Below are 24,549 nucleotides of genomic sequence, written 5' to 3'. Positions count from 1 at the left end.
GTCAAGAGGGTTCTGCTCACCTTGGTGGGCGATTTTTATGACATTGACCAGCCGACACCTTGCCCACACGGATGAAGGGGAGACCACGCGTGACGCGCAGCGTGTACGTGACCGGTATCGACCGCGGCGACGGCCGCCAGGTCGTCGAACTGGGGGTCATGGAACTCCTGACCCGGCAGGTCGACCGAGTGGGTGTCTTCCGGCCCCTCGTCCACGACGGGCCCGACCGCCTCTTCGAGCTGCTGCGCGCCCGCTACCGGCTGGCGCAGGACCCGGCGACCGTGTACGGCATGGACTACCACGAGGCGTCCGCGCTCCAGGCCGAGCGGGGCGCCGACGAGCTGGTCTCCACCCTCGTCGACCGCTTCCACCTGGTCGCCCGCGACTACGACGTGGTCCTCGTCCTCGGCACCGACTACGCCGACACGCAGTTCCCGGACGAGCTCTCCCTGAACGCCCGGCTCGCCAACGAGTTCGGCGCCTCCGTCATACCCGTCGTCGGCGGCCGCAAGCAGACCGCCGAGTCGGTGCTCGCCGAGACCCGCAACGCCTACCGCGCCTACGACGGCCTCGGCTGCGACGTCCTCGCCATGGTGACCAACCGGGTCGCGCGGGCCGACCGTGACGAGATCGCCGAGCGGCTCGCCAACCGGCTGCCCGTCCCCTGTTACGTCCTGCCCGACGAGCCCGCCCTGTCCGCGCCCACGGTCGCGCAGATCGCCCACGCCCTCGGCGCGAAGACGCTCCTCGGCGACGACTCGGGGCTCGCCCGCGACGCCCTCGACTTCGTCTTCGGCGGTGCCATGCTGCCGAACTTCCTGGGCGCCCTGACCCCGGGCTGCCTGGTCGTGACCCCGGGCGACCGTGCCGATCTGGTCGTCGGCGCGCTCGCCGCGCACAGCGCCGGCACCCCGCCGATCGCCGGTGTGCTGCTCACCCTCAACGAGGTCCCCAGCGACGACGTCCTCACCCTCGCCGCCCGCCTCGCCCCCGGCACGCCGGTGATCTCGGTGCACGGCAACAGCTTCCCGACCGCCGAGCAGCTCTTCTCCCTGGAGGGCAAGCTCAACGCGGCGACGCCCCGGAAGGCCGAGACGGCCCTCGGGCTCTTCGAGCGGTACGCCGACACCGGGGACCTGCTCAAGCGCGTGAGCGCCCCCAGCAGCGACCGCGTCACACCGATGATGTTCGAGCACAAGCTCCTCGAGCAGGCCCGCTCCGACCTCCGGCGCGTGGTGCTCCCGGAGGGCACCGAACCCCGCGTCCTGCACGCCGCGGAGGTGCTGCTGCGGCGCGGTGTCTGCGACCTCACTCTCCTCGGCCCGGTGGACCAGATCCGCAAGAAGGCCGCCGACCTCGGTATCGACCTGGGCGAGTCCCAGCTGATCGACCCGGCGACCTCCGAGCTGCGCGACTCCTTCGCCGAGAAGTACGCCGCCCTGCGCGCCCACAAGGGCGTGACCGTGGAGCTGGCCTACGACGTCGTCTCGGACGTGAACTACTTCGGCACCCTGATGGTCCAGGAGGGCCTCGCCGACGGCATGGTGTCCGGATCCGTGCACTCCACGGCGGCCACCATCCGCCCGGGCTTCGAGATCATCAAGACCAAGCCCGGGGGTCCCCCCTCTGGGGGAGCCTCGATCGTGTCGTCGGTCTTCTTCATGTGCCTCGCCGACAAGGTCCTCGTCTACGGCGACTGCGCGGTCAACCCCGACCCGAACGCCGAGCAGCTCGCCGACATCGCCATCCAGTCGGCGGCCACCGCCGAGCAGTTCGGCGTGGAGCCGCGGATCGCGATGCTGTCGTACTCCACGGGCACTTCCGGTTCGGGCGCCGATGTCGACAAGGTGCGTGAGGCGACCGAGCTGGTGCGGCTGCGCAGGCCCGATCTGAGGATCGAGGGTCCGATCCAGTACGACGCCGCCGTCGAGCCGTCGGTCGCCGCGACCAAGCTGCCGGGCTCCGAAGTCGCGGGCCAGGCGAGCGTGTTGATCTTCCCCGACCTCAACACCGGCAACAACACCTACAAGGCCGTGCAGCGCTCGGCCGGCGCCATCGCCGTCGGCCCGGTCCTGCAGGGTCTGCGCAAGCCCGTCAACGACCTGTCCCGCGGCGCGCTCGTGCAGGACATCGTCAACACCGTCGCCATCACGGCGATCCAGGCCCAGTCGTCCCCCATCGAGAAGGCGTCCCAGCAGTGAGCTCCACGCGTGGCACCCGCGTCCTCGTCCTGAACTCCGGCTCCTCGTCGGTGAAGTACCAGCTGCTCGACATGAGCGACGGCAGCCGGCTCGCGGTGGGCCTCGTCGAGCGCATCGGCGAGCAGACCTCCCGGCTCAAGCACACCCCGATGGGCGCCGAGACCCGGGAGTGGACCGGGCCCATCGCCGATCACGAGGCCGCCCTGAAGGCCGTGTCGGAGGAACTCGCCAAGGACGGGCTCGGGCTCGACTCTCCCGAGCTGGCCGCCATCGGGCACCGGGTGGTGCACGGCGGCAAGCACTTCACCGAGCCGACCGTCGTCGACGACGCGGTGCTCGCCGAGATCGAGCGGCTGATCCCGGTCGCCCCGCTGCACAACCCGGCGAACCTCACCGGCATCCGCACGGCCCAGACACTGCGGCCGGATCTGCCGCAGGTCGCCGTGTTCGACACCGCGTTCCACACGACGATGCCGGAGTCGGCCGCCCGCTACGCGATCGACGTGAAGACCGCCGACGAGCACCGCATCCGGCGCTACGGCTTCCACGGCACCTCGCACGCGTACGTCTCCCGGGCGACGGCGAAGCTGCTGGGCAGGTCGCCGGAAGAGGTGAACGTGATCGTGCTGCACCTCGGCAACGGCGCGTCCGCCTCCGCCGTGCGGGGCGGGAGGTGCGTGGACACATCCATGGGACTCACGCCCTTGGAGGGTCTGGTGATGGGTACGCGCTCGGGAGACATGGATCCGGCCGTCATCTTCCATTTGATGCGTGTTGCCGGAATGTCCACCGATGAGATCGACACTCTTCTCAACAAGAAGAGCGGTCTGATCGGCCTGTGCGGTGACAACGACATGCGCGAGATCCGGCGCAGGATCGACGAGGGTGACCAAGAGGCGCAACTCGCCTTCGACATCTACATTCACCGCCTGAAGAAGTACATCGGCGCCTATTACGCCGTGCTCGGACGGGTGGACGCGGTCGCCTTCACAGCGGGAGTCGGGGAAAACGCGAGTCCCGTGCGAGAAGCTGCCGTCGCCGGCCTGGAGGAGCTCGGGCTGGTGGTGGACGGCGAACTGAACGCCGTACGGAGCGATGAGCCGCGGCTGATCTCGCCGGAGTCCGCGCGGGTGGCCGTGGCCGTGGTGCCGACCGACGAGGAACTGGAGATTGCGACTCAGACGTACGCGCTTGTAAATGGCTCACGGAATCTCACCTGAGCGGCATCCCGCCCCTTTGTATTTTCCGCCAGACGGAATATTCCGCAGCGAAACAAACCGATAGGATCGCCCCCATGCGCCGTTCGAAAATCGTCTGTACTCTCGGCCCCGCGGTCGACTCCCAAGAACAGCTCGTGTCGCTGATCGAGGCCGGCATGAACGTGGCCCGCTTCAACTTCAGCCACGGCACTCACGAAGAGCACCAGGGGCGTTACGACCGTGTCCGGGCCGCCGCCCAGGAGACCGGCCGTGCGATCGGCGTCCTCGCCGACCTTCAGGGCCCCAAGATCCGTCTGGAGACCTTCGCCGAGGGCCCGGTGGAGCTGGAGCGCGGTGACGAGTTCGTCATCACCACCGAGGACGTCCCGGGTGACAAGCACATCTGCGGAACCACCTACAAGGGCCTGCCGGGCGATGTCTCGCGCGGCGACCAGATCCTCATCAACGACGGCAACGTCGAGCTGAAGGTCCTGGACGTCGAGGGCCCCCGGGTCAAGACGATCGTCATCGAGGGCGGTGTCGTCTCCGACCACAAGGGCATCAACCTGCCGGGCGCGGCCGTGAACGTGCCGGCGCTGTCCGAGAAGGACGTCGAGGACCTGCGGTTCGCGCTGCGCATGGGCTGCGACCTGGTCGCGCTGTCCTTCGTGCGGGACGCCAGTGACGTCCAGGACGTGCACAAGGTCATGGACGAGGTCGGCCGCCGCGTCCCGGTCATCGCCAAGGTGGAGAAGCCGCAGGCGGTGAACAACATGGAGGACGTCGTGATGGCGTTCGACGGTGTGATGGTCGCCCGTGGCGACCTGGCCGTCGAGTACCCCCTCGAAAAGGTCCCCATGGTGCAGAAGCGGCTCATCGAGCTGTGCCGCCGCAACGCCAAGCCGGTGATCGTGGCGACCCAGATGATGGAGTCGATGATCACCAACTCCCGCCCGACCCGCGCCGAGGCCTCCGACGTGGCCAACGCGATCCTGGACGGCGCCGACGCGGTCATGCTGTCGGCGGAGTCCAGCGTGGGCGCGTACCCGATCGAGACCGTCAAGACGATGTCGAAGATCGTCCAGGCGGCCGAGCAGGAGCTGCTCGCCAAGGGCCTGCAGCCGCTGGTCCCGGGCAAGAAGCCGCGCACGCAGGGCGGTTCGGTCGCCCGTGCCGCCTGCGAGATCGCCGACTTCCTCGGCGGCAAGGGCCTGATCGCCTTCACCAAGTCCGGTGACACCGCCCGCCGGCTGTGCCGCTACCGCGCCGCCCAGCCGATCCTGGCCTTCACCACCGACGAGGCCACCCGCAACCAGCTCACCCTCAGCTGGGGCGTGGAGTCGCACGTCGTCCCGTTCGTGAACAGCACCGACGAGATGGTCGACCTGGTCGACGGCGAGGTGCTCAAGCTGGGCCGCTTCAACGAGGGCGACGTCCTCATCATCACGGCCGGTTCGCCCCCCGGCGTCCCCGGCACCACCAACATGGTCCGCGTCCACCACCTCGGTGGAGCCGAAGCCAACTGACGGCCCGGTAAAGGGCCTTGCACGGCGCTGCGCCTGTGTCACATCCCCGGTCGGATCAGCGCACGTCGTCTGGTGCGTGCGATCGCAAGGCGCCGGAGCGTCCTCGTGGCGGAGCCACGTGGGCGGTTCGGCAACGCGGCGAGCGTGCGTGCCAGACGACGTGCGCCCGGCCGGGCATGTGACACAGGCGCTGAGGGCGCCCCCTGGATCAGGGGGCGCCCTCAGGCGTTGTGCGGCTCCCGAACGGGCCTCGGTGGGCGCTCAGTCGGTGGTGAACTGGCGCAGCCCGGGCACGTGCAGCGTTCCGCCGAACTGGCCGGCCTGCACGACCTTCACCTTGGTGAAGTAGATCAGCGGGATGTTCAGCGGCGGCGGGTTCTCCGGGCTGAACGTCACCGGGATCAGCCCCAGCAGATTGCCGGAGATGGACTCGGTGTACATGATCGTCTTGCCGTCGCGGATCGTCGACGTCGTCCCCGCGCCCGCCTGCACGTGGTACGTCTTGCCCGACTGCGGGTCCTTCACCGTCTGGTGCAGATCGCCGATGTCGGTGCCGTCGGAGATGACGTACTTCAGGACGTCCTTGGTGGTGCCGTTGGCCGTCCTCACCTTGACGATGCCCTGGTAGTCGGCGCCCTTGAGCAGCAGGGAGCTCGCGTTCAGGTACCACGGGTCGTCGGGCAGCGGGACGGTGTTGTCGACACCGCCCTTGTCGTCCGTGGCGGCCGGGCAGTCCCCGGGGTCGGTGGTGGAGCTCGCCGACGGGCTGGGGGTCGCGGTGACCTCCTCGGCCGCTTCCTCGACGGCCTTGCCGGTGGCCTCGGCCGCCTCCGACGCCGCGTCGGTGGTGTCCTTGACCGCGTCCCCGACCGTGCCGGTGACCTCGTCGGTGGTCTCCTTCACGGGGTCGGAGCCTTCGGCGCTCGGCGACTCGGAGGCCGACGGGGTGGCCGACGGGGTGGCCGACGGCGACGGGCTCGCGCTCGCCGTGGCGTCGTCGCCGGGGGTGAAGATGCCCTCGATGGCGTCGCCGATGTCCTCCAGCAGGTTGCCGTCGGACTCGGAGGGCGACGGCGAGGGGGACGCCGTGGCGGTCCCGCCGGCACCGGACTGCGGCTCGGCGGTCGTGCTCTGCGACGTCTCCGACGGGGACGGCGTGGGCTCGGCCTCTTCGTCGGAACCTGAATCCGACGAAGAGTCACCGCCCGTGGAGGCCGACGGGGTGGGTGTCGGCTCCGCCGTGTCGTCCTCGGCGGGGGACTCGCTCGCGCTCTCGCTCACGGACGGCGAGGGGGACGCGGACTCGCCCTCCAGGGCGGCCACACAGTCCTTGTACTCGTCGGCCGTCAGACTCCTGGACGCCGGCTGGTCCTCCGCGTTGGCGAGCGTCGGCGTGAACCCCATCCCCATGAGGACCGCGGTCGGCATCGCGGCCAGGGCTATCGCCTTGCCGGCCGGCATGTGGAACCTGGTGAACAGCGGCTTCTTGGGAGCCGCGTGCCGCGGCCCGGTTCTCGCACGGGACGTATCCACGTCAGTCCCGTGGGTCACCTCGTCAGCCGGCACTGTGCCTCCCGTTCGCCCCGTTCGCCGGGCTCGTTCCTGACAGATCGTTCGGCTCGTCCACCGCGTCCCGCGGAGCGGGCACCGCGCCCTCGGGGGCGTCGTCCTGCGCCACCGTGGCCTCCTTGGCCGGCTGCGCCTCCGGCGGCGCACCCGGCGCCCACGACACGGCCATCGCGCCGCCGACGAGGGCGAGCAGGAAGCCGATCAGGAAGCCACCGAGGTTCGACACGGGGATGGACACCAGCGCCAGCAGAATCGCCGCGACACCCGCGAAGGTGCGTACATGCTTCTGGAACCAGAGGCTGACGCCGAGCACGACGAGCAGCACGCCGATGATCAGCGACCCGGCGCCCGCGGTGGTGGACATCGCCAGCGTCAGGTGACCGATCTGGAGGTTCGCGTACGGGAAGTAGGCGATGGGGAGTCCGCCGAGGATGACGAACAGACCGGCCCAGAACGGCCTCTCGCCCCGCCAGGCGCGGAAGTGCCGCCTGATGACCCGGAGGTTGTGCTCGTCGCGGCCGGGTACGGCAGGAGTCTCGGCGCTCATGGAAAACAGCTCCCTGCTACGGCTTTGCTGTGGTGGTGAGTTGTGAAGCTCGGGCCGGACGTGTGAAGACACGGCCGGAGTGTGGACGGGCGGGGGCGCCACCGGCTCCCCCGCCCGTCAGTGAGTGCTTAGTAGCACTCCTTGACACCCGTCGACAGCTTCATCGACAGACCGCTGAGCTTGAAGGTTCCGGCGGTGGTCGCCCACGCCGTCTGCTTCACGTCCTTCAGCACGACCGAGTCGGCCTGCTGAGCGAACCCGAACGGGTTGGACTGCTCCTTGCCGCCCTTCATGCCCGGACCCTTGGTGGCGTCCTTGGCGGCCACACCGATGTCGATGCCCTTGAACGTCGCGTCGGCCTCAAGCTCGGCCACGTCGATGTACAGGTTCTCGGCCTCGACCGGCTTGTCCGGGTCCTGGCCCGCCCGCAGGATCAGGCTGACGCTGCCGAGCAGCGGGATGTCAGGGGTGACAACCGACTGGCACAGGCTGTTGATGGTCGCGGACTTGAAGGCCGAGACCGCGACGGGGCGAACCGTCTTCTTGCCGCTGAGCGTGTAGCCCTCGTCGAGGGCGCCGTACTGGCTGAAGCCCGTACCGTCGAGCTGCTTGGTCGTCACCTTGAACGACTGGCCCGACACGCTGAACGACGCGGCGAGAGCGCCCTGCGCGAGGGCGACACCTATCGCAGCCGTGGCGGCCACGCTGGGCACCATCACGACGGCGAACCGCTTCCATCTGGTCCCGCCACGCACCTGGGACTCCATATTTCCTCCTTCTCGGACGTACATCTCCTGGCCCTGACTGCTCCCGTCGGGAATCGACGGCTCAGCCGGGCAGGGATGGGAGAAGTGCTACGTCCTCGGGAAGGAGAGCGCCCGCGCTCGGCGGCGCGAACCGCGCCCGAATCACCGGCGATCACCCCCGAGCGACAACCACTGGTCGCGCCTGACACGCATCACGCACAACCTTGCTGGACAGGCTTCGCCAGGTGGCGAAGACCCCCCTGCCCAAGAACCGGCGCCACTGCCGCCGGCTCTGCTCGGTGGGGACCCTGGACTCCCGTGGCCCGACCGGCTGTCGGGTAGTACGGGAATGGACCGAGCGTCGCCGATCGTGGTGCATTCTCGCCGCCCGCACAAGGGGGTTCGTTACTCGCTAGTAACGGCCGGATAACCGAACAACGACCCGTCGGTCTCGGACGGCAACGCAGGGTGGCGTCAAGCGGGCGGACATATCCATGAATGGCCGGACAGAATCCGACAGAACTACGCCCTCGATTTACTGCCAGTAACAGCGGCCGCGATTACCAAGATTTGGTAAAGCGCGGCCGCATTGACACTCCGTCGGCAGTTCTTTCACTCGGGCAACACACGCCCTCGCGTTTAGTGACTGGTCAGAACGGGGCTGCCGACCCGATCAGAAGAGGGCGCGCGCCAGAGCCCTGCGCGCCGCCGTCACTCTCGGGTCATCGGCTCCGACGACCTCGAACAGTTCGAGCAGCCGCAGTCGTACGGCCTCCCGCTCGTCACCGGCGGTGCGCTGCACGGTGTCGATGAGCCGCCCGAAGGCGTCCTCCACATGACCGCCCACCAGGTCCAGGTCGGCGGCGGCGATCTGGGCCGGCGCGTCGCCCGGCTTGTCGGCGGCGTCCTTGCGCACCTGCTGCGGATCGGCACTCTGCACCCGCTGCAGCAACTCGGCCTGCGCCAGGCCCAGTTTGGCCTCGGTGTTCCCCGGGTCGTCGCTCAGCACGTTCTTGTACGCCTGCACCGCCCCGCCCAAGTCCCCCGCGTCCAGCGCCTGTACGGCGGCCTCCAGCAGCGCGTCATAAGGACCGGCCGGTGCCGCGGGCGCCGCCTGCGGGACATTCCCGGGCTCGGCGTCCGCGTCGACCGCCAGGCCGGTGAGCCCGAACCGCTGCTCGGCCACGGTCACCAGCTGGTCGAGGGTCTGCCGGATCTGCGCCTCACCGGCGGCGCCCTGGAAGAGCGGGAGCGCCTGGCCGGCGACGACCGCGAAGACGGCCGGGATGCCCTGCACCCCGAACTGCTGCATCAGCATCTGGTTGGCGTCGACGTCGATCCTGGCGAGGACGAAGCGGCCGTTGTACTCGACGGCGAGCCGCTCAAGGACCGGGCTCAGCTGCTTGCAGGGCTGGCACCACTCGGCCCAGAAGTCGATGACGACCGGGACCTCGGTGGAGCGCTGAAGTACGTCTCGTTCAAAACCGGCCTCATCGACATCGATGACGAGATCGGCGGGCGAGACGGCTCCTCCCCCGCCGCCCTGCCGGGCCGCTTCGGCGCGCGCCTGCTCCGCCTTCGCCTTGGCCTCCTGGGCCGCCTTCACCGCGGCGAGGTCGACGACTCCGCTCATGGACATGTTCCGTGGCTGCATGCGTCTATCCTCCCCCGTCTTCGCGCGCGAATGAAAAGCGATGAGAAAGCCGGTCGTGTTTTCGGTTGCCGGGGGGTCCCCACCCCCACGCCAGTGGTTTCGCTACGAGTCGTAGCGTAATGGCACCGAGTGCCTCCGGACCACCCCGCCCCGGTGATCTCCCTCACGGCGTCGACGGGAACCGCCGGTGGTTATGGTCTGGGGATGCAGAGCAGCACTCCCGCCCCACGTGCCACAGGGCGCCCCCGCAGTGCAGCGGCGGACGCCGCGATCCTCGCGGCGACGCGGGAGGCGCTGGTGGAGCTGGGCTGGTCGAAACTGACGCTGTCGGACGTGGCCGTGCGGGCCGGGGTCGCGAAGACGACGCTGTACCGCCGCTGGTCGGGAAAGAACGAGTTGGTGGTCGACGCGGTGGCGGAACTCTTCGACGAGTTGGAGCTGCCGGACCGCGGAACACTGGGCGCGGACATCGAGGGCGTGGTCCTGCAGTTCGCGGCGATCCTGGCCCGTCCGGAGGCGAAGAGCGGCCTGATGGCGGTGGTGGCGGAGTCCACCCGCGACGAAGCACTGCGCGAACGCATCCGCGCGTCCATCGTCGACCGCCAGAAGCGCCTGGTCCTGGAGGGCCGCTCCCGAGCCCAGGCCCGCGGCGAACTCCCCCCGTCCGCGGACCCGATGGAGGCGGCCCGCACGGTGGATCTCATCTTCGACGTGGTGGCGGGGGCCGTCGTCCACCGCTGCCTGGTCAGCGCGGAACCGGCGGACGAGGAGTGGGTGCGGAGCTTTACGAAGATGTTGGTGGCGGGGTTGGCGGCAACGTCTGCGGGGTGACGGACGGCTTCGGTCCGCGGGCCGTACGTGGCTGGTCGCGCGGTTCCCCGCGCCCCTCGGGTGGGACCAGCCCCGCCCGTCGCGGCGTCAGAACCCCGCGGGCTCCGTGTACACCCCCCACTCGTCCCGCAGCACCCCGCAGATCTCCCCGAGCGTCGCCTCCGCCCGTACCGCGTCCAGCATCGGCTCGATCATGTTGGAACCGTCCCGCGCGGCGGCGAGCATCGCGTCCAGTGCGGCCCGCACAGCCGCCTCGTCCCGGGCGGACTTACGCCCGCCCAGCACCCGCACCTGCTCCCGCTCCACCTCATGACTCACCCGCAGGATCTCCAGATCCCCGGTGACGGACCCGGTGTGGACGTTCACGCCCACCACCTTCTTGTCGCCCTTCTCCAGAGCCCGCTGGTACTGGAACGCGGACTCCGCGATCTCGCCCGTGAACCAGCCGTCCTCGATACCCCGGAGGATGCCGGAGGTGATCGGACCGATGGGGTGCCGCCCGTCCGGGCGCGCCCGCAGGCCCCGCTCCCTGATCTGCTCGAAGATCTTCTCCGCGTCCGCCTCGATCCGGTCCGTCAGCTGCTCGACGTACCAGGAACCGCCCAGCGGATCGGCGACATTGGCGACCCCGGTCTCCTCCATCAGCACCTGCTGCGTACGCAGCGCGATCTCCGCCGCCTGCTCGGAGGGCAGCGCCAGCGTCTCGTCCAGCGCGTTCGTGTGCAGCGAGTTCGTGCCGCCCAGCACCGCCGCCAGCGCCTCCACCGCCGTACGCACGACGTTGTTGTACGGCTGCTGCGCCGTCAGCGAGACACCCGCCGTCTGCGTGTGGAAGCGCAGCCACTGCGCCTTGTCCGACTGCGCGCCGTACACGTCCCGCATCCACCGCGCCCAGATCCGCCGCGCCGCACGGAACTTGGCGATCTCCTCGAAGAAGTCGACATGCGCGTCGAAGAAGAAGGACAGCCCGGGCGCGAAGACATCCACGTCCAGGCCGCGGGACAGGCCCAGCTCCACATACCCGAAACCGTCCGCCAGCGTGTACGCCAGCTCCTGCGCGGCCGTCGCCCCGGCCTCGCGGATGTGGTAGCCGGAGACGGACAGCGGCTTGTACGCGGGGATGCCGGCCGCGCAGTACTCCATCAGGTCGCCGATCAGCCGCAGATGCGGCTCGGGCTGGAAGAGCCACTCCTTCTGGGCGATGTACTCCTTGAAGATGTCCGTCTGCAGCGTGCCGTTGAGGACCGAGGGGTCCACGCCCTGCCGCTCCGCCGCGACCAGGTACATACAGAACACCGGCACCGCCGGACCGCTGATCGTCATCGAGGTCGTGACATCGCCCAGCGGGATGTCCTTGAACAGGACCTCCATGTCCGCCGCCGAGTCGATCGCCACGCCGCAGTGCCCGACCTCGCCCAGCGAGCGCGGGTCGTCGGAGTCACGGCCCATGAGCGTCGGCATGTCGAAGGCGACCGACAGACCGCCCCCGCCGTTGGCGAGGATCATCTTGTAGCGCTCGTTGGTCTGCTCGGCGTTGCCGAACCCGGCGAACTGCCGGATGGTCCAGGTACGCCCGCGGTAGCCGGTCGGGTACAGCCCGCGCGTGAAGGGGTACTCACCGGGCCAGCCGATCCGCGCGAAGCCGTCGTAGGTGTCTCCGGGCCGTGGTCCGTACACCGGCTCCACGGGATCGCCGGAGAGCGTGGTGAAGTCGGCCTCACGCTTGCGCGAGGCGTCGTACCGGGCCTGCCAGCGTCGGCGGCCCTCTTCGATGGCGTCAGCGTCCATACCTCGAATTTACTAGGACGTCCTAGTAAATGTCGATGGGAAACCGCCGTGAGCAGTCACTCACGACGGTGTGTGCTTACGCCTTGACGGGAGCGCCCGCCACGCCGTTGACCAGAGGCAGCATCTCCCGGGTCACCTTGCGCTCGACGAAGAAGGCGGCGAGCGGGATCGTCCCGGACAGCAGCACCCACAGCAGCTTGCCGAACGGCCACTTCGCCTTGGAGCCCAGGTCGAAGGCGAAGATCAGGTAGATGATGTAGAGGATGCCGTGGACCTGGGAGACCGCGAAGGTCACGTCCTCGCCCATGTCGAACCCGTACTTGAAGACCATGCAGGTGCACAGGACGAGCAGCATGACGGCGGTCACGTACGCCATGACGCGGTAGCGGGTCAGCACGCTGGATTTCATGCCGTCGAGCGTAACGGCACGTCCCGGGCGATCTTCCGGCGCCCCCGTGCCGACCCCTACTGCTCCTCGAAGTCGTGCGCCGCGATCCGCAGCGGCCGCAGCATCGCGAAGATCTCCGCGCACTCCTCCGCGTCGTACACACCGAGACCGAAGTCCATCGCCATCAGGTCGCGCGTGGCCGCCTCGACCACCTCGCGCCCCTTCTCCGTGATGGAGGCGAGCGTGCCGCGCCCGTCGTTGGGGTTGGGGCGCTTGTCGACCAGGCCCGATCTGACCAGCCGGTCGACGGTGTTCGTCACCGAGGTGGGGTGCACCATCAGCCGTTCGCCGATCTTGGACATCGGCAGCTCGCCGGCCTTGGAGAAGTTGAGCAGCACCAGCGCCTCGTAGCGCGCGAAGGTCAGCCCGTACGGCTTGACCACCGCGTCGACCTCGGCGAGCAGGATCTGATGGGCGCGCATGATCGAGGTGATCGCGGCCATGGACGGCACGTTTCCCCAGCGCTGCTTCCAGAGTTCGTCGGCGCGGGCGATGGGATCGAAGGGAAGGCTGAGCGGCTTCGGCACGGCACCAGACCTTACCGGCCGGTCATATGGTGGTCAGCCCTGTCTCGCCCATCGGTCCCGGGGCTCGCGGCCCAGGGCGGACCATGTCCTTTCCGTAGCGGTTCGCACAGTTATGCAACGATTGATTACCGATCGTCACCAACCGCAACCGACCGTCACTCCACCAAGGGAGCAGCATGCCCCGGCTGATCCACACCCTCGCGGCTCTCGCGGTGCTCGGGCTCGCGGCGGGCTGTACGTCCGCGCCCGACGTCGACGAGGCCTCCGTCGCCGGCGCCGCCTCCAGGAAGGCGGACCCGGCACTCCCCGACTCCCCGTTCTGGGTCGACCCCGACAGCCCCGCCGCCCGGCAGATCGAGAGGTGGAAGCGGGAGGGCCGTACCCAGGACGCCACCCTCCTCAAGCGCATCGCCGACCGCCCCGCCGCGCTGTGGCCGGCCGGCGAGATCGACCCGGGGCCCACGGTCCGCACGGCCACCGCGGCGGCCTCCGCCCAGGGGCGTACCGCGCTGTTCGTGGCGTACGACATCCCGCAGCGGGACTGCGGGCAGCACTCGGCAGGCGGGGCCGCGGACGCGGACGCCTACCGGAACTGGATCGGGAAGTTCGCGGCGGCGCTCGGGGAGAGCAGGGCGCTGGTCGTACTGGAGCCGGACGCGGTGGCGCACATCGTGGACGGCTGCACGCCGGGCGAGTTCCGCGCCGAGCGGGAGCAGCTGCTGGGCGAGGCGATCCGCCGGTTCAAGCAGCAGCCGAACACCAAGGTGTATCTGGACGCCGGCAACCCGTCCTGGATCAAGGAGCCCGGGAAGCTGGTGGAGCCGCTGCAGCGGGCCGGGATCGCGGACGCGGACGGCTTCGCTCTCAACGTCTCCAACTTCCAGACGAACGAGGTCACCAAGGAGTACGGCCGCCGGCTGTCCAGGGACCTCGGCGGCAAGCACTTCGTCATCGACACCAGCCGTAACGGCAACGGCCCGCTGCCCGGTGTCTGGTGCAACCCGCCGGGGCGCGCCCTCGGCACCCCGCCCTCGACGGAGACCGGCGATCCCGTACTGGACGCCTATCTGTGGGTGAAGCGGCCCGGCGAGTCGGACGGGACGTGCGAGGGCGGTCCGGACGCCGGGCGGTGGTGGCCGGAGTACGCGCTGGCGCTGGCGCGCAACTCCCAGGGCTCCTAGGGGGTGTTTTGAAAGTCCTGTGCGGTGCCCGCGGTGTTCGGTGCGTGCCCTCGGCGTGCCGGACGAAGGCCCTCGTACTGGACGTACTTGGGTCTTTGGCCGGTGCGGCGAGGGTGCGTGCCGGGCGCCGTGGGTGCTGTGCGGGACTTTCAAAACACCCCCTAGGCCACGTGGATCCACTTCGCCTTCGACGGCGTCCCCTCGGCGTCGGTGACGAAGAGCATGTACCAGCCGGGCGGTACCAGCGCCGGATCCTTCGGCACGGTGACCGTGACCGAGTTCCCGGACTTGGTGATGTCGAGTGCGATGGAGCGCTGCTCGACGTCCGTCGTGTGCGTCACCGCGCTGGGCCGCATCAGGCGGGCGCTCGCGACGCGTTCGGGGTTGTCGGTGCGGTACGTCGCCCGGCGGTCCTCGGGGAGTTGCTCCGGTCCGTCCTTCAGTACGGGGCGGTCGGCGCCGTTCTTGTGCAGGGCGGGCGGGGTGAAGACCTCCATGCGCTGCTCGAAGTGGCCGAGCTTGGTGTTCTGCTGGTCGTCGAAGAGCGGGTCGGAGCCGAACGTGGCGATGCGGCCGTCGGGCAGGAGCAGCGCCTCGGAGTGGTAGTTGCGGCCCACCTTGGGGGCGGCCGCCTCCCGGAAGACGTTGTCCTTGGGGAGGTAGAACTGCGCCTTGCGGATGTTGCTGGCGCTGCGGCCGCGGTAGTCCTCGGAGCCGTTGGACGTGAAGACGGTGTCGTCCGGCATGATCACGCTGTTCAGGTAGCGGGTGCCCTGGGGGAGGTCGGGGCCGTCCTCGAAGGCGGGGTTGGCCTTCTTCAGGTCGATGACGGCCGTGCGCGGGGTGGACTTCTTCGACTCGCCGACGCCTCCGCCGCCGAGGATCATGACCTTCTGGTCCTGGGCGGGGGGAAGCAGGAGCGAGGCGGCGGTCTCGGTCTGGTCGGGGTCGCGCAGGCCCGGCACCTTGGTGAAGGTGTTGGTCTTCAGGTCCCACAGGCCCGGTTCGCGGCCCATGGTGTCGGGTCCGTAACCGGCGTTGGCCGCCGGGTAGAAGAGCTTGCCGCCCTTGGTGAGGAACAGGGCGGGATAGGTGGGGAAGTAGCGCTTGGGGCCCCGGGTCCACTTCTTGGTCTTCGGGTCGTAGATCTCGTTGTCGCCGGGGTCGATGATGCCGACGTCGTCAAGACCTGAGACGGCGAGGATCCGTCCGTCGTCGAGGCCGACCAGGGTGGGATACCAGCGGGCCTTGTCCATGGGGTCGACCGGGATGTATCTCTCGGCGACGGGGTCGAACTCGTAGGCGGCGCGGATGCCCTGGAAGTCCTGCTTGTCGAGGGTGATCTTCTCGGAGAGGCCGTAGGTGTTGCTCGCGTCCTCGCCGGTCAGCCCGACGATCTCGTACTGCGCCTGCTTGTCGGTGACGGACAGGGGGCCCTTCTCGACGGCCTCGACGAAGACGCGGGCCTCGCCGGCGGTGACCTTGGTCTGCCAGGGCTGCATCGCTCCGGCCGCGTTGTACGTCACCTTGAAGGCGCGCTTGGCCCTGGGGACGGTGACGTCGAACCTGGTGACGTACTCGACGCCCGCGGGTGAGCGGAAGCGGGTGCCCTTCTTCAGGAAGACGGCCTTGTCGGGGCTCTCGTTCTTGACCCGCATTCCGCCGCCGGCCCGCTCGACCTCGCCGTCGAGGAGCTCGTAGCGTGCGGTGCCGCCGGCCACCAGCAGGCGTCCGTCGGGGAGTTGGGCGTGGCCGGAGCAGAAGAAGTCGTCGGGCGTGGGGATCTTCTTGAAGGTGTTCTTCTCGGGGTCCCACAGGACGGTGTCGAAGGAGCCCGCGTCGAACTTCTTCTGCTCGTTGCCCGAGCCGGCCACGATCAGCACCTTGCCGGTGTGCAGAAGGGCCGCGTGGATGGCGTTGGTGCGGTACTCCTCGGGGATGTCGACCTGGGTCCAGGAGCCGTACCGGGCCTGGTAACCGGGCTGGGCGATCTTGTACTCGTGGTACTTCTCGCCCGCGTAGTCCAGCGCGGCCGGGGCGTTGAGGCCGGCCAGGACCGCGATGCCTCCGATGCCGAGGACGGTCTTCTTGGTCTTCTGCGAGAGCTGGTAGGCCATGGCTTAGTTGCCTCCTGTCCTGCTGCTGCGGGCAGTCACGAGAGCCGGCTCGGTGCCGTCGGCGGGCCGTGGGACCGAGCGCGTCGACTGGCGCTCGCGGCGCCCCTTGAGCAGCGTGGAGACCCACACCGCGACCGGCGCCAGGGAGATCGCCATGGCGAGCACGGCCCAGGTGCGCATGGCGACGTGGGTGTGGCCGAGGACCGTCGAGGCGGCCAGCGAGACGGCGAGCAGGGCCGCCCAGCCCAGATGGATCCGGAAGGTGAGCAGCCGGTCGGGGCTGGCGTCCCCGCCCTTGGGGGTGACGACGAACCGGCTGGGGCGGCGGATCAGCGCCTCGCCGAAGGACTTGAGGTAGATCGGCGCGGAGAGCGCGGACATCGCCATGCCGGCGAGTCCGCCGGAGCCCTGCGGTTCGTGCGGCGAGACGTTGTGCCGGCGGTTCCACAGGTAGAGGCCGATCTGGAGGGCGGCGGCGTCGCTGTAGAGCATCAGCCAGACGGAGGCGGCGACCTGGGTGCCGGAGGCGCCGAACCAGAGGAAGAGGAAGCAGCTGAGGATGCCGAGGAGCCAGTTGACGGCGGTCATCGGGTAGTAGACGAGCATGAGGGTGTACGAGAGGAGACGGCCGGGCGGCATGCTGAACGGCGCCCTCCAGTACTGCTTGAGCAGGGTCTCGTAGGTCCCCCGTGACCAGCGCATCTGCTGGGTGAAGAAGTCGGTCCAGGAGGCGGGACCCTCGCCGACGGCGAGGACGTCCGGGGTGTACACGGACTGCCAGTGGTGCCCGGTGCGGGGGTTGCGGTGCCGGTGCAGTTCGAAGCCGGTGGCCATGTCCTCGGTGATGGAGTCGTACAGGCCGCCGATCTGTCTGACGGCGGAGATCCGTACGACGTTGTTGGTGCCGACGAACATGGGGGCGCGGTAGCGGTTGCCGGCGCGCTGGATGAGCGCGTGGAAGAGGAACTGCTGGGACTCGGCGGCCTTGGTGACGGGGTTGTGGTAGTTGCCGTAGACCTGCGGTCCTACGACGAAGGCGACGTCGGGGTCGCGGAAGTACCCCATCATCCGCTCCAGGAAGTTCGGGAGCGGGACGTGGTCGGTGTCGACGGAGGCGAAGAAGTCGTAGTCGCCGCCGTGCATCGCGATCCACGCGTTGTAGTTGCCGTGCTTGGTGCTCGCCTTGTGGACGCCCTTGGGGCGGTTCCACTCCGGGACGCCGAGACGGGTGAAGTGGCGGACCCCGAGTTCGGCGCAGAGGGCTCTGGCCTGTTCGTCGTCGCCCTCGTCGAGAAGCCAGACGTCCAGGGGGCCGGGGTGGGTGATCCTGGTCGCGCCTTCGAGGGTGGCGCGGACCATGGAGAGGGGTTCCTTGCCCGGGACGTAGGTCGTGAGGAAGGCGACGCGGGTGCCGGGTTCGGGGACGACCGGTACGGGGTCGCGGGCCACCAGGGTGGCGTGGGCGACGGAGGCGACGTTGACCACCATGAAGAGCTCGATGAGCCCGATGGATATGAGCATGGTGGTGTCGAGACCGATCAGCCAGCGGTCGCCGCCCTCGCGTGCGACCCAGTGGGTGGGCCAGACGAGGTAGACGAGCAGGGCGCCGGTGAGCAGCGGCGCCAGGGTCATCAGGAGGATCGCGCGCATTCGGTGCGGCTCGCGGGCGAGAAGCGAGGAGTACTGCACCTGGTACGCCGCGCCGACCGGCTCGGTGAGCGGTCCGGCGAGTCGGCTGTGGGTGTCGTAGTCATAGCCCTCCGGCCGCACAGCGCCCTCCAGTGATCTAGGAGTCATCGACGATCGCGCCGATACCCCCACAAAAGTGGAGATTTGCGGGCGTGTCGAACTGGGGGCGTCCAGGTGGGTTGCGGGTCGGGGGCGTCTGATCGGGCGGGTGGCGTACACCAGCCCGTCCGGCGTCTGAGGACGAGGCCCGTTCCGTGCCGATACGGGGGTGTGGGGGCGGAGCCCTCAGTGGGGGTCCCCCCTCTGGGGGGGGGACGGTAGGGGCGGCGGGGGCGAGAGAGGCGTCAGCGCTGTGTGCGCCGCAGATGGTGCCGGACCGCACGCTGCGCCATCGGCCCCAGGTCGTCCAACGCCGCCACCAGCCGGCCGAGTTGTTCCAGGGCATCCAGAGCCGCACCCGCCCCCTCGGCATCCACCCCTTCGTACAGCTCGATCCCCACGAACGACCCCGCCACGGCCCGGGCCAGCCCGGCCGGATCCACGAACTCCCCGAACGGCGCCTGGGCCAGGACCCTCGTCAGGACGTTCTCGATCTCGGCGACCCACAGATCGAGCCCGGCAGCCGTGGCAGGGGCCAGGCTCTCGTGGGTCTGCGCGCCGGCCAGCAGCTGGCCCAGCAGGGAGACATAGCCGGACGCCCGCTCCTCCTCGTGCATCTCACGCCCGAAGGCGAGGAGCTCGGAGAGCGAGGCAATGGCGGCGAACCGCGCCCGGTAGCGGGAGACCCGCTGCTCGGCGCCGTACCGGCAGGCCGCCGCCAGCAGCTCGTTCAGGGAGCCGAAGTGGTAGAAGACCAGCGCCTGGTTGACCCCGGCCGCCGCCGCGACCGTACGCGCGGAGGTCTTCGCGATCCCCTGCTCGGTCAGCGTGCGCAGCGCCCCTTCGAGGAGCTTGGTCTTCGTCTCCAGGGACTTGGCCGTCTCCGGGCTCACGCGCGCGCCTCCTCGCGCACCGGGCGCAGACTCGGGCGCACACCGCGGTGCCGGATGTCGGTGTAGGCGGCACGGAAGGAGCCCTCGTAGCCGAAGAGGGGGCCGAACCAGCGGTTCACCACGCGGACCTGGATACGGAAGCGGCCCGCCCGGTCGTCGTAGGACTCGCGCACTTCCGCGGTGGCGCCGACCAGTTCGGGCACCCGGACGTCCACCATGCCTTCCCGGAACCGGTGTTCGCCGGAGCGGATGAGCAGCGAGCCGTCCGGCTCGGCCTTGAAGTGCAGGTCGGTGGCGAGGTGTTGGTGGGTGCCGAGGTAGTCGAGGACGCGGTCGCCCTGGGGGGCCAGCACCATCTGGGCGTCGAAGCGGCGGGGACGGCCGGGCAGATCGAAGGTGCGCACGAAGCTCACCGTCTCACGCCCGAAGGTGTCGGTGTACGGCACATTCTCGATCACGAAGGGCACTTGGCGGCCTTCGCGCGGGACGAGGATGTTGCGTGTGGTCCCAAGGGCCAGGAACGGCTTCACGAAGGCCCCGCCGTGCCAGATGCGGTCCATGACGCCTCGGCCGGTGCAGGCCTCCCCGCTCGTCAGGCCCACCGAGAAGCGGCGCTGGAGCTGCGGGTGCAGGCGGTCGAAGTCGGCGCCCATCGCGGTGCGGAAGATCGAGGTCATCGCGGGTTCTCCAGGGTGCGCAGGAGTCGGGGCGCACGCGCGCGTGTGGGCGGCTGGCGCAGGCAGCGGCGGGCGGCCGGGGTGCGGGACAGCGGCGACTTGAACAGGGCCACGCAGATGGCGACGGCGAACAGAAGGGGGCAGAAGTAGGCCATCGCCGGTGCGAAGGGGCCGAACAGGCGCAGGAGGGAGTCCAGGCCGAGGCCGGTGCAGGCGACGGTGATGACGAGCGCGCGGAGCGTCAGCTCCGTGAGCCAGTTGAGGCGGGCGCGCTCGGGGGTGACGCCCTGCTCCAGCCACAGCCGCAGCCGGTCGAAGGACCAGGCCGTCGCCCAGCCCATGAGCGGGCGGAACAGGAGCCGGTCGGCGAGCGCGCCCACCGCGCCCCAGCGGGGGCGGTAATCGTAGCCGGTGAGGAAGCGGACGCCGTCGCCGTCGGGGATGTAGCGCCAGTAGCCGCTGCCCTCGGCGAGCAGGGAGAGCGGGTGCGGGGAGGAGAAGCGCAGGGCCGAGGTGCGGGTGCCGTCGGGGCGCTCCTTCTCTCCGGCCGAGACTCCGGTGCCGGCGACGGTGAGGAAGGGCAGCACGCGCGTGGCGTAGCGGAAGCGCCGCGGTTCGCCCTCCGCGCGCGGGAGGTGGTCGATCTCGGTGAAGCGAAGGTCCCAGCGCTGGTGCTGGGACGGCTCCTGCGTACGTGCCCACAGGTCGTCGAGATCGGCGCGGATCCGCGCCTCTATATAGAGACCGGTGTGACCCATGTTGATCCCCCCAGGTCAGCCTGTTGTTTGAGCGACTGCTCAAACTACTGGGACAGGAAGGTACACGTTTTTGAGCGACTGCTCAAACAGGGGGCGCAAGAAAACCCCGGCCCCGCGCGGGGCCGGGGTTCACGTGCTGCGCGGTGGCCGGCTACTCGGCGGCGAGGTACCGCTCCACCGTCTCCACCTTGGAGGTGAGTCCGTCGCTCACTCCGGGCCGGACGTCCGCCTTGAGGACCAGGGACACGCGCGGGGCGCGTGCCTCCACGGCGGCGACCGCTCGCTTCACGACGTCCATGACCTCGTCCCACTCACCCTCGATCGAGGTGAACATCGCGTCGGTGCGGTGGGGCAGGCCGGACTCGCGGACCACGCGGACGGCGTCGGCGACGTACTCCCCCACATCCTCGCCGACACCGAGCGGCGTCACGGAGAAGGCGACGATCATGCGTTGACGATGCCTTCCTTGCGAGCGCGGTCCGCGATCAGCGCGTCCTCGCTGGCCCGGCGCAGCCGGCGCTCGGCCACAAAGCCGCCGCCCGGGATGATCGAGTACGCGAAGTACATCGCGCCCGTCTTCACGTCCCACTTCGCGCGGTTCCAGGCGTCCAGCCAGAAGACCAGGTAGAGGACGAACAGCACGCCGTGGATCGGGCCGAGCACCGGTGCGGCGTCGAAGCCCTCGGCGACCGTGTACTTGATGATCGTGCAGGCCGCCAGGACGATCCAGGAAATGCCTTCCGGGACGGAGACGAGGCGGAGGCGGCGGAGGGCAGAGGCGGTCTTGATGTCCACGGGTCACCTTCGGTGGGATCGACGTCGAGGTTTGTGAACGCAAGCACAAACGTTCGTCCATTGTGGCAAACGGCCGGGGATGGTTCGGACCGGGGGGCCGTTTGGGGGTGACAGTCCGGCCCGGCGCGGGCGAAACTGGGGCCGGCCGACCCGGGGAGCCCACATGCAGTTCGTCTTCTTCATGACCCTGCCGGGTCTGGTGATCGTGCTGACGGTGGTGGCCTTCGTCGACCAGGCGCTGATGCGCGCGGGACGGGCCGGACGGCTGCCCTGGCGGAACTCGGCCCGGCAGGGCCAGATCTCCGCGACCGGCTTCGAGCAGTTGCACGCCGCCCTGTCGCCGGGCAAGCAGCACGAGCTGAAGGAACGGCAGAGCGCGCTCGTGATGCGCGACGACGAGGAGGACGGCGCCCCGCCGAGGTCCGCCGTCGACCTGACCCAGGGCACGGCGGTCATCCGGCTGAGCCGGGCCCATTCGGGACCGCACCTCCCCTAAGGGCACATTCAGGGTCCATCTCCGCCTACGGGCTCTGTTCGGCGCCAGCCCCCCGCGGCTACCTTCGCTGCGTGGCGATGTTCCGACTTCAAGGCAGCAAGGTGCTCGCCGTCGAGATGACCGGGGACGCCGTGAAGGCGAAGAACGGCTCGATGGTCGCGTACGACGGACAGATGGCGTTCAAGAAGCTCAGCGGCGGAGGTGAGGGCATCCGGGGGATGGTGACCCGGCGCATCACCGGCGAGCAGATGACGGTGATGGAGGTGAAGGGGCACGGGACCTGCTGGTTCGCGGACCGGGCGTCCGAGATCAACCTCGTCGGCCTCCAGGGGGACAAGCTGTACGTGGAGTCGAGCAATCTGCTCGCGACCGACGGCGGCCTGCGCACCGGCACGACCTTCACGGGCCTGCGCGGGGCCTCGCAGGGCAATGGGTTGTTCACCACGACCGTGGAGGGGCACGGACAGGCGGCGATCACCTCGGACGGCCCGGCGGTCGTCCTGCGGGTGAGCGCGCAGTACCCGCTGACCGTCGACCCCGGGGCGTACATCGCCCATCAGGGCAACCTCCGCCAGTCCTTCCAGTCCGGCGTGACCTTCCGGACGCTGATGGGCGAGGGCGGCGGGGAGGCCTTCCAGATCCGGTTCGAGGGCGACGGCGTGGTCTACGTACAGCCGAGCGAGCGGAACACGATCGCGGGGGACGTCTGACATGGCCTTCCGTGAGATCAACTCCAAGATGGTCGAGGCGACCGTGATGCCCGGCCTGCGGCTGTTCAGCCAGCGGGGCGCGATGCTCGCCTACAAGGGCGAGGTGTCCTTCACGCCCAACACCTCGGGCGGCCAGGGCGGGCTGATGTCGATGATCGGACGCCGGGTGGCCAATGAGGCGACCCCGCTGATGACCGTCGAGGGCAGCGGCACCGTCCTGTTCGGGCACGGCGGCCACCACATCCAGGTGATCGGCCTCACCGGCGACACCCTGTACGTCGAGGCGGACCGGCTGCTGGCCTTCGAGGGCTCCCTGGAGCAGGGCACGATGTTCATGGGCTCGCAGGGCGGTGTGATGGGCATGGTCCGCGGCCAGGTCACCGGCCAGGGACTGTTCACCACGACCCTGAAGGGGCACGGCTCGGTCGCCGTCATGGCGCACGGCGGCGTCCTGGAGATCCCCATCACCCCCCAGCGCCCGGTCCATGTCGACCCGCAGGCCTATGTCGCCCACCACGGCGACGTGCGCAACAAGCTGTCGACCGCGCTCGGCTGGCGGGACATGGTGGGCCGGGGCTCCGGAGAGGCCTTCCAGCTGGAGCTCAGCGGCAGCGGTGCGGTGTACGTCCAGGCCTCGGAGGAGAAGCTGTGAGCACCTACCCGGGTGCGGGGCCCGTGGTCCACGACCCGACGACCCTGCCGTCCGACGACAACGTCAACAACTACACCTTCTGCGTCGAGCTCAAGGGGAGCCAGTGGTTCCTGCAGAAGGGGAAGATGATCGCCTACTACGGGACGATCGACTTCAACGGCATCGGACACGGCCGGCTGGACCGTCTCGTCCGTACGTCGTTCCATTCGCCTCTGCACGCGAGCGACTGGGTCGTGGCCGAGGGCTCGGGCAAGATGCTCCTCGCCGACCGGGCCTTCGATGTGAATTCGTACGACCTCGAAGACGGCAACCTGACCATTCGCTCAGGCAACCTGCTCGCTTTTCAGCCAACTCTTTCGCTGAAGCAGTCGATCGTGCCGGGTTTTCTGACACTCATCGGAACCGGAAAGTTCGTGGCTGCATCTAACGGTCCGGTGGTGTTCATGGAGCCCCCGATCCGGGTGGATCCACAGGCGCTCGTCGGCTGGGCCGACTGCCCCTCCCCGTGCCATCACTACGACTACGGCTATATGACCGGCCTGATGGGCGGTCTACGTGCGATGACAGGCCTCGGCGGGGCCTCCGGAGAGGAGCACCAGTTCGAGTTCGCGGGAGCCGGCACCGTGCTCCTGCAGTCCTCCGAGGCACTCATGGCCGAGCAGGCGACGGGGACGGTTCCGCACCAGGCGGGGGTGCCCGGAAGCGGTGGTTCCACAGGTGGCTCACCGCAAGCCGGCGCACCGCGCCTTCCCGGACAGCTGGGGGACCTCCAGCGTCGCTTCGGGCTGTGAGCGGTAGTCTGCGGAGTGTGACGACTTCGAACGCGTGCGCACTGTCACACCGCCCTCACTAGTTCGCTTTTCAACATTTTAGGTAGACTTCATTCATGGAGACCGAGACGGCCACGCGCTGGCTGACCGATGCGGAGCAGTGCGCCTGGCGCACCCACCTGGAGGTCAACAGGCTGTTGACGTACCAGCTCGAAAAGGACCTGCAGCCGTTCGGCCTGACAATGAACGACTACGAGATCCTGGTGAACCTCTCCGAGTCGGAGGACGTACGGATGCGGATGAGCGACCTGGCGTCCGCCACCCTCCAGTCCAAGAGCCGCCTCTCCCACCAGATCACACGCATGGAGAACGCGAACCTGGTTCGCCGCGAGAACTGCGAGTCCGACCGCCGTGGGCTCTACGCGGTCCTCACCGAGCACGGCTTGGAGACGATGAAGAAGGTCGCGCCGCATCATGTGGCGTCCGTGCGCAGGCACTTCATCGACCTGCTCTCCCCCGAGGCACTGACCGAGCTCAGCAAGGCGCTGAAGCCGATCGCGGAGCACCTGCGCGGACAGCGCGGCCGCCCCTGATCCCCTCCTAGGGGGTGTTTTGAAAGTCCCGCACAGCACCCACGGCGCCCGGCACGCACCCTCACCGCACCGGCCAAAGACCC

24 protein-coding genes are annotated in these 24,549 nt (G+C 69.2%); 10 read left to right on the top strand and 14 right to left on the bottom strand.

Features of this window, described 5'->3' with window-relative positions:
• Positions 1 to 89 precede the first annotated feature (89 nt).
• The 3 genes from pta to pyk all read left to right on the top strand — a co-directional run bounded on the left by pta (position 90) and on the right by pyk (position 4,926).
• Positions 90 to 2,201 carry a phosphate acetyltransferase gene (gene pta, locus RMT89_RS33350; protein WP_315887480.1) on the top strand — a complete coding sequence of 704 codons (2,112 nt, stop codon included), beginning with the start codon at positions 90 to 92 and terminating at the stop codon, positions 2,199 to 2,201.
• Entirely contained in the window at positions 2,198 to 3,421 is a 1,224-nt protein-coding gene (locus RMT89_RS33345) for an acetate kinase (RefSeq protein WP_315887479.1), read from the top strand. Before pta ends, RMT89_RS33345 begins: the two co-directional genes overlap by 4 nt.
• A gap of 74 nt (positions 3,422 to 3,495) precedes the next feature.
• Positions 3,496 to 4,926 (top strand): pyruvate kinase, encoded by a 1,431-nt coding sequence (gene pyk, locus RMT89_RS33340; RefSeq protein WP_315887478.1) that lies wholly within the window; start codon positions 3,496 to 3,498, stop codon positions 4,924 to 4,926.
• Positions 4,927 to 5,187: 261 nt separating this feature from the next.
• Here the strand turns inward: pyk and RMT89_RS33335 are convergent, their stop codons facing one another.
• From RMT89_RS33335 to RMT89_RS33320, 4 genes are all read right to left on the bottom strand, one after another.
• Complete coding sequence (locus tag RMT89_RS33335) at positions 5,188 to 6,492, bottom strand: hypothetical protein (protein WP_315887477.1); 1,305 nt, start codon at positions 6,490 to 6,492, stop codon at positions 5,188 to 5,190.
• Positions 6,482 to 7,042: a DUF6114 domain-containing protein gene (locus RMT89_RS33330; protein WP_315887476.1), complete on the bottom strand. Its 561-nt coding sequence runs from the start codon at positions 7,040 to 7,042 to the stop codon at positions 6,482 to 6,484. Before RMT89_RS33330 ends, RMT89_RS33335 begins: the two co-directional genes overlap by 11 nt.
• Positions 7,043 to 7,170: 128 nt before the next feature.
• A complete protein-coding gene (locus RMT89_RS33325; protein ID WP_315887475.1) occupies positions 7,171 to 7,809 on the bottom strand; it encodes a DUF6230 family protein in 639 nt (212 codons plus the stop codon).
• Between the two features lie 652 nt (positions 7,810 to 8,461).
• Positions 8,462 to 9,442 (bottom strand): tetratricopeptide repeat protein, encoded by a 981-nt coding sequence (locus tag RMT89_RS33320; protein ID WP_315887474.1) that lies wholly within the window; start codon positions 9,440 to 9,442, stop codon positions 8,462 to 8,464.
• 204 nt (positions 9,443 to 9,646) lie between these two features.
• Here RMT89_RS33320 and RMT89_RS33315 point away from each other — a divergent pair, with 204 nt between their 5' ends.
• Positions 9,647 to 10,273 (top strand): TetR/AcrR family transcriptional regulator, encoded by a 627-nt coding sequence (locus RMT89_RS33315; protein ID WP_315887473.1) that lies wholly within the window; start codon positions 9,647 to 9,649, stop codon positions 10,271 to 10,273.
• 87 nt (positions 10,274 to 10,360) lie between these two features.
• Here RMT89_RS33315 and RMT89_RS33310 read toward each other — a convergent pair whose 3' ends face one another.
• The 3 genes from RMT89_RS33310 to RMT89_RS33300 all read right to left on the bottom strand — a co-directional run bounded on the left by RMT89_RS33310 (position 10,361) and on the right by RMT89_RS33300 (position 13,036).
• On the bottom strand, positions 10,361 to 12,061 hold the full coding sequence (locus RMT89_RS33310; RefSeq protein ID WP_315887472.1) for a methylmalonyl-CoA mutase family protein: 1,701 nt from the start codon (positions 12,059 to 12,061) through the stop codon (positions 10,361 to 10,363).
• Between the two features lie 76 nt (positions 12,062 to 12,137).
• Entirely contained in the window at positions 12,138 to 12,470 is a 333-nt protein-coding gene (locus tag RMT89_RS33305; protein ID WP_315887471.1) for a DUF3817 domain-containing protein, read from the bottom strand.
• 56 nt (positions 12,471 to 12,526) lie between these two features.
• Positions 12,527 to 13,036, bottom strand: a complete 510-nt coding sequence (locus RMT89_RS33300) for a MarR family transcriptional regulator (protein ID WP_315887470.1) — start codon at positions 13,034 to 13,036, stop codon at positions 12,527 to 12,529.
• A 176-nt stretch (positions 13,037 to 13,212) separates the two neighbouring features.
• On the opposite strand from RMT89_RS33300, the gene RMT89_RS33295 reads away from it, so the two are divergent.
• Positions 13,213 to 14,217: a glycoside hydrolase family 6 protein gene (locus RMT89_RS33295; protein ID WP_315887469.1), complete on the top strand. Its 1,005-nt coding sequence runs from the start codon at positions 13,213 to 13,215 to the stop codon at positions 14,215 to 14,217.
• A 161-nt stretch (positions 14,218 to 14,378) separates the two neighbouring features.
• Here the strand turns inward: RMT89_RS33295 and RMT89_RS33290 are convergent, their stop codons facing one another.
• The 7 genes from RMT89_RS33290 to RMT89_RS33260 all read right to left on the bottom strand — a co-directional run bounded on the left by RMT89_RS33290 (position 14,379) and on the right by RMT89_RS33260 (position 21,245).
• Positions 14,379 to 16,334, bottom strand: a complete 1,956-nt coding sequence (locus tag RMT89_RS33290) for a kelch motif-containing protein (RefSeq protein WP_315887468.1) — start codon at positions 16,332 to 16,334, stop codon at positions 14,379 to 14,381.
• 3 nt (positions 16,335 to 16,337) lie between these two features.
• Positions 16,338 to 18,131, bottom strand: a complete 1,794-nt coding sequence (locus RMT89_RS33285) for a cellulose synthase catalytic subunit (protein WP_315887467.1) — start codon at positions 18,129 to 18,131, stop codon at positions 16,338 to 16,340.
• A gap of 236 nt (positions 18,132 to 18,367) precedes the next feature.
• Complete coding sequence (locus RMT89_RS33280; RefSeq protein ID WP_315887466.1) at positions 18,368 to 19,015, bottom strand: TetR/AcrR family transcriptional regulator; 648 nt, start codon at positions 19,013 to 19,015, stop codon at positions 18,368 to 18,370.
• Complete coding sequence (locus tag RMT89_RS33275; RefSeq protein WP_315887465.1) at positions 19,012 to 19,692, bottom strand: DUF4166 domain-containing protein; 681 nt, start codon at positions 19,690 to 19,692, stop codon at positions 19,012 to 19,014. The genes RMT89_RS33280 and RMT89_RS33275 overlap by 4 nt, the downstream gene beginning before the upstream one ends.
• A complete protein-coding gene (locus RMT89_RS33270) occupies positions 19,689 to 20,450 on the bottom strand; it encodes a hypothetical protein (RefSeq protein ID WP_315887464.1) in 762 nt (253 codons plus the stop codon). The genes RMT89_RS33275 and RMT89_RS33270 overlap by 4 nt, the downstream gene beginning before the upstream one ends.
• A 151-nt stretch (positions 20,451 to 20,601) precedes the next feature.
• Entirely contained in the window at positions 20,602 to 20,898 is a 297-nt protein-coding gene (locus RMT89_RS33265) for an MTH1187 family thiamine-binding protein (RefSeq protein WP_315887463.1), read from the bottom strand.
• On the bottom strand, positions 20,895 to 21,245 hold the full coding sequence (locus tag RMT89_RS33260; RefSeq protein ID WP_315887462.1) for a DUF3817 domain-containing protein: 351 nt from the start codon (positions 21,243 to 21,245) through the stop codon (positions 20,895 to 20,897). The genes RMT89_RS33265 and RMT89_RS33260 overlap by 4 nt, the downstream gene beginning before the upstream one ends.
• A gap of 163 nt (positions 21,246 to 21,408) precedes the next feature.
• Here RMT89_RS33260 and RMT89_RS33255 point away from each other — a divergent pair, with 163 nt between their 5' ends.
• From RMT89_RS33255 to RMT89_RS33235, 5 genes are all read left to right on the top strand, one after another.
• Complete coding sequence (locus RMT89_RS33255; protein WP_315887461.1) at positions 21,409 to 21,741, top strand: DUF6191 domain-containing protein; 333 nt, start codon at positions 21,409 to 21,411, stop codon at positions 21,739 to 21,741.
• A 77-nt stretch (positions 21,742 to 21,818) separates the two neighbouring features.
• Positions 21,819 to 22,451: an AIM24 family protein gene (locus RMT89_RS33250; RefSeq protein WP_315887496.1), complete on the top strand. Its 633-nt coding sequence runs from the start codon at positions 21,819 to 21,821 to the stop codon at positions 22,449 to 22,451.
• A gap of 1 nt (position 22,452) precedes the next feature.
• On the top strand, positions 22,453 to 23,103 hold the full coding sequence (locus RMT89_RS33245; RefSeq protein WP_315887460.1) for an AIM24 family protein: 651 nt from the start codon (positions 22,453 to 22,455) through the stop codon (positions 23,101 to 23,103).
• The gene (locus RMT89_RS33240; protein ID WP_315887459.1) at positions 23,100 to 23,894 is read left to right on the top strand and encodes an AIM24 family protein; all 795 of its coding nucleotides are present in this window, start codon (positions 23,100 to 23,102) and stop codon (positions 23,892 to 23,894) included. The genes RMT89_RS33245 and RMT89_RS33240 overlap by 4 nt, the downstream gene beginning before the upstream one ends.
• A 95-nt stretch (positions 23,895 to 23,989) precedes the next feature.
• Complete coding sequence (locus RMT89_RS33235) at positions 23,990 to 24,466, top strand: MarR family transcriptional regulator (RefSeq protein ID WP_315887458.1); 477 nt, start codon at positions 23,990 to 23,992, stop codon at positions 24,464 to 24,466.
• Positions 24,467 to 24,549: the final 83 nt, after the last annotated feature.

Source organism: Streptomyces sp. P17, assembly GCF_032436805.1.
In the GTDB taxonomy this organism is placed as follows: Bacteria; Actinomycetota; Actinomycetes; order Streptomycetales; family Streptomycetaceae; genus Streptomyces.
Note: the sequence above shows the minus strand (reverse complement) of the source record. Positions and strands in the feature narration are given on the sequence as shown.